This is a genomic window from Micromonospora globispora (assembly GCF_003857015.1).
Taxonomy (GTDB): Bacteria; Actinomycetota; Actinomycetes; order Mycobacteriales; family Micromonosporaceae; genus Micromonospora; species Micromonospora globispora.
In genome coordinates this window covers 1-4,430 of record NZ_QGGF01000017.1, presented here as the reverse complement: position 1 = coordinate 4,430, position 4,430 = coordinate 1, and the positions used below count along the sequence as shown (strand labels likewise).

The following is a 4,430-nucleotide window of genomic DNA, read 5'->3' as shown; positions in this document are numbered from 1 at the left end:
CGCCGAGCCGCTGGGTCCGCAGCGCCTCGGCGTACGGCACCCGGATGTCGTCGCCGACCCCCCGGACGGCGTCGATGAACGCGCGGTCCACGGCCACCCGGGCGCCGTCCGGGTCGGCGGGCAGGTGCCGCTGGCCGTCGGCGTCGCGGATCAGCAGGCCGTCCTCGGCCAGCGACAGCGCCAGCCCGTCGGCGAGGATCTCGACGCCGGCCCGGTGCTTCCAGCCCAGCACGCAGGCCGCAGCGAGGGTGCCGACCGCGCCGCTGGCGAAGCGCAGTGTCGCCGCGGTCACCGAGTCGATGTCGGCGCCGTCCACCGGCGGCGGGCTGCCGTCGCCGTACGCGGTCACCTCGGTGGCCTCGCCGACCAGCGCCCGGATCAGGTCCAGCACGTGCGCGGCCTGCTCGACGACCGGGCCACCGGAGCGCTCCCGCCGGGCCCACCAGTCGACCGGGGGCACCTTGTCCAGCCAGGCGCCGTTGACCATCCGTACCGGGCGATCGGCGAGCAGCTCCCGGGCCTGCTCCACGATGTGCAGGTAACGCCAGTGGTGGCCCACCGCGGTGAGCAGCCCGCGCCGCTCGACCAGCTCGGCGACCCGTTCCGCGGTCTCCAGGTCCACCGCCACCGGCTTCTCCACGAACATCGGCACACCGGCGGCGATCACCAGCTCCTCGACCGGTCCGTGCGCGAACGGCGGCACACAGACGTACACGGCGTCCGGCCCGGCGGCGAGCAGTTCCTCCACATCAACGAAGGTCCGGGCGCCGTGCGCCCCGGCGAGCGCCTCCGCCGCGTCACGGGCGACATCGGTCACCCCGAGCAGTTCCACATCCTCGAAGCCGCTCAGCACCCGGGCATGGCGTTGCGCCACCCCGCCGGCTCCTACCAGTCCCACCCGGCACGCGCGCATCCATCGACCCTCTCGCCACGGTTCCACGACTTCCGAAGTGCTCTCCCCTGAGGAGCAGGCAATCAAACGTTCATCAGCGGGGAACCAGTCGGTGCACCAGGCGTGATCAAGCTGTTAGGCATGATCCGGTTAGCGCGGAGTCGGTTCTGGGAAAACCGTCTTCGCCTTACCGCCACAACCTGGGGGTGTGCCTGTGCGGGATACAGAAGCGATTGTGTCACCGGTGGTGGAGGCTTGGGCCACGTACCGGACCACTTCGGCCGAGGACTGGCCGGCGCGGCGGCTGCTGCGCGCCAAGGGCCACAGCCGGGTCAGCGTGGTGCTACCGGCCCGTAACGAGGAGACCACCGTCGGCGCGATCGTGTCGACGATCCGGGAGCACCTGATCGATCGGGTTCCCCTGGTCGACGAGCTGATCGTGGTGGATTCCCGGTCGACCGACCGCACCGCCCAGGTGGCCCGTGCCGCCGGCGCCGAGGTGGTCAGCCAGGACGCGATGACCCGAGGGCTGCCCCAGCTGACCGGCAAGGGCGACGCGCTCTGGGCCGGCCTGGCGGCGGCCGAGGGCGACGTGGTGGCGTTCATCGACGCCGACCTGCGTGACTTCCGCCCGCACTTCGTCACGGGCCTGATCGGACCGTTGCTGACCGACCCGTCGGTCGACTTCGTCAAGGGCTTCTACCACCGGCCCCTGGTCGGAGCGACCGGTGTGGAGATCGACGGTGGCGGTCGGGTGACGGAGCTGATGGCCCGGCCGCTGCTCAACCTCTTCTGGCCGGAACTCGCCGGTTTCGTCCAGCCCCTCGCCGGCGAGTACGCCGGGCGCCGGGAGGTGCTGGAGCAGGTGCCGTTCGTCTCCGGGTACGGCGTGGAGACGGCAATGCTGATCGACCTGCTGGAGCTGGTCGGGTTGGACGCGCTGGCCCAGGTGGACCTCGGCGAGCGCAAGCACCGCCACCAGGACACCGCGGCGCTCGGCCGGATGTCCGCGCAGATCATGCTCACCGCCTGGTCCCGCCTGCAGCGGCGCGGCTGGGCGAGCCCGGGCAGCGACCCGTCCGCGCTGCTGACCCAGTTCCGGCGGGGCGGTACCGACGCACTGCCCAACCTCGACCGGGAGATCGTGGTCAGCGACGTCTCCATCGAGGAGCGGCCCCCGCTGGCGCAGCTGCGGCACCGGGTGCCCCGGCGGCGGGTCGCGGCGTGACGGCACCGGGCAGCGGTGACGACGGTCGGTCCAGCGGACCGGCGGGTGACGACCGGTCCGAGGGGCCGGTCGCTGGCACGCGGAGGGCCGACGGGGGCGCCGCCAAGGAGAGGAACCCAGCACGATGAGTCTCACCGTCCTGATGAACGCGGGTCCCTGGTTGTCCGTGCCGCCGCCCGGCTACGGCGGGATCGAGAACGTGGTGGCCACCCTGGTGCCGGAGCTGCGCCGCCTCGGCGTCCGGGTGGTGCTCGCCTCGGTGGAAACCAGCACCCTGCCCGTCGACGAGAAGATCTGGGTCTTCCCGGACGGCCAGTTCCACGCCCTGCAACGGCCGTACAACCAGGTCTGCGGCATCTCCCAGGCACACCTGCACGGAGTGGTGCGCGAGCTGCACGCCCGCGACGACATCGACCTGGTGCACGACCACGTGGAGGCGGTCGGGCTGGCCACCATGGCGGCGATGGGCCCGGACGGCCCGCCGGTGCTGCACACCCTGCACTGGGACCTGGCCAAGCACCCGGAGCTCTACGGCAACCTCGACGGGGGCGACCGGGTCCGGGTCAACGGGGTCTCCGCCTCCCAGCTGGCCCGCGCCCCGCAGGCGCTGCAGGACCACTCGGTGGGGCATGTGCACCTGTCCACTCCGCTCGCGGTCGGCGCCGACCGGCGACCGCGCGTGGAGAAGGGGGACTACCTGGTCATCCTGGGCCGGATCAACCCCGGCAAGGGGCAGGACCTGGGCGCCCGGCTGGCCCAGCAGGTGGGCTTCCCGCTGGTGCTGGCCGGCCCGGTCGGGCCGTACCACCGGCCGGAGGACCTGGCCGCGGCCGGGGACGAGGCCCGGCAGAACCCGGATGTCCGGTTCTTCTACGACCAGGTCGCGCCGCACGTCGACGGTGACCTGGTGCGCTGGGTGGGCACGGTGGCCGGCCAGGAGCGCGACGACCTGGTCGCCGGGGCCCGGGCGTCGCTCTTCCCGCTGCGCTGGGAGGAGCCCGGCGGCACCGCGGTGGTCGAGTCGCTGTCCCTGGGTACGCCGGTGGTCTCCACCTCCCGCGGCTGCCTGCCGGAGCTGATCGAGCACGGCCGCACCGGACTGCTCACCACGGACGAGGAGGAGCTGGGTGAGCTGGTGCTCGCCGCCGGCCTGCTCGACCCGGACGAGTGCCGGCGGGAGGCCGCCGCCCGGTTCACCCCGGCGATGATGGCCGAGAGGTACGTCGGCCTGTACGAGCGGGTCCGTCAGCTCGCCGCCCGCGAGCTTCAGCCCGCCTGACCGGTTCCGATCGCCCGGCCCGGCCCGTAGAGGGCCGGGCCGGGCGGCGTTTGGCGCCGGCCCCGGCGGGAAACCGGGCGCGTTTGCAGGTGAGGAGGCCGCCGTGACGAACTCGATGGCGCACGCCCGGGCTCGACGCAATCCGGCCGACGGCCGCGCACCGGTCCGCCGCGCGGCCACCGGCGTCGGGGTGATCTTCCTGCTGATCGGGGTGCTCGGCTTCGTACCCGGGGTCACCAGTAATTTCGGCGGCCTCTCCCTCGCCGGGCACCAGTCGGACGCCAGGCTGCTCGGCGTCTTCCAGGTGTCGGTGCTGCACAACGTCGTGCACCTGCTCTTCGGCGTCGCCGGGCTGGCGATGTCCCGGACGGTGACCGGGGCGCGCACCTTCCTGGTCGGGGGCGGCGCGATCTACCTCGTGCTCTGGCTCTACGGCCTGGTGGTCGACCAGCGCAGCGCGGCCAACTTCGTCCCGGTCAACGGCGCCGACAACTGGCTGCACCTCCTGCTCGGGGTCGGCATGATCGCCCTCGGCCTGCTCACCCGACGTGATCCGAATCGCCGCTGACCAGGGCCGGATGGGCGGGTGGTCCGGTTTCGTCCGGCCGGGTGGCGGGTAGTTCGCAGACTCGCGACAAGACGGAAACGAGGGCCTCATGTCGACCCGGATCAGCTGCGAGGTCCGCGACGAATCGCCGGTCACCGTGGTACGCCTCGCCGGCGAGCTGGACCTGGCCACCATGCGGTCGGTGCACACCGTGCTGGACCGCTGCCTGACCGCCCAGCCGGACGCGCTCGTGGTCGACCTCGCCGACGTCGAGGTCGCCGACCGGCTGGCGCTCTCCGTCTTCGCCGCCGCCGCCCGGCGGGCCGCCGACTGGCCCGCGGTGCCGATGGTGCTCTGCGCCCCGCCGCAGGACGCGGCGACCTGGCTGGCCGAGTCGACCGCGTGCCGGGTGGTGCCGGTACACCCGGACTGCGCCGAGGCCACCGCGCTGGCCAACGCGGCCGCGGCACCGCGCCTGCGGGCC

5 protein-coding genes are annotated in these 4,430 nt (G+C 73.3%); 4 read left to right on the top strand and 1 reads right to left on the bottom strand.

The window, feature by feature from the left end:
• Positions 1 to 913: Gfo/Idh/MocA family protein (locus tag DKL51_RS00490; protein ID WP_148097689.1), on the bottom strand; the 913-nt coding region annotated here is incomplete at its 3' end.
• Positions 914 to 1,139: 226 nt separating this feature from the next.
• Here DKL51_RS00490 and DKL51_RS00485 point away from each other — a divergent pair.
• The 4 genes from DKL51_RS00485 to DKL51_RS00470 form a co-directional block, all read left to right on the top strand.
• Entirely contained in the window at positions 1,140 to 2,120 is a 981-nt protein-coding gene (locus DKL51_RS00485; RefSeq protein ID WP_243420900.1) for a glucosyl-3-phosphoglycerate synthase, read from the top strand.
• 124 nt (positions 2,121 to 2,244) lie between these two features.
• Positions 2,245 to 3,399: a glycosyltransferase gene (locus DKL51_RS00480; RefSeq protein WP_109943368.1), complete on the top strand. Its 1,155-nt coding sequence runs from the start codon at positions 2,245 to 2,247 to the stop codon at positions 3,397 to 3,399.
• A 115-nt stretch (positions 3,400 to 3,514) separates the two neighbouring features.
• Positions 3,515 to 3,967: a DUF4383 domain-containing protein gene (locus DKL51_RS00475; protein ID WP_109943379.1), complete on the top strand. Its 453-nt coding sequence runs from the start codon at positions 3,515 to 3,517 to the stop codon at positions 3,965 to 3,967.
• A gap of 88 nt (positions 3,968 to 4,055) precedes the next feature.
• The coding region (locus DKL51_RS00470) for an STAS domain-containing protein (protein WP_124811606.1) at positions 4,056 to 4,430 on the top strand (375 nt) is incomplete at its 3' end.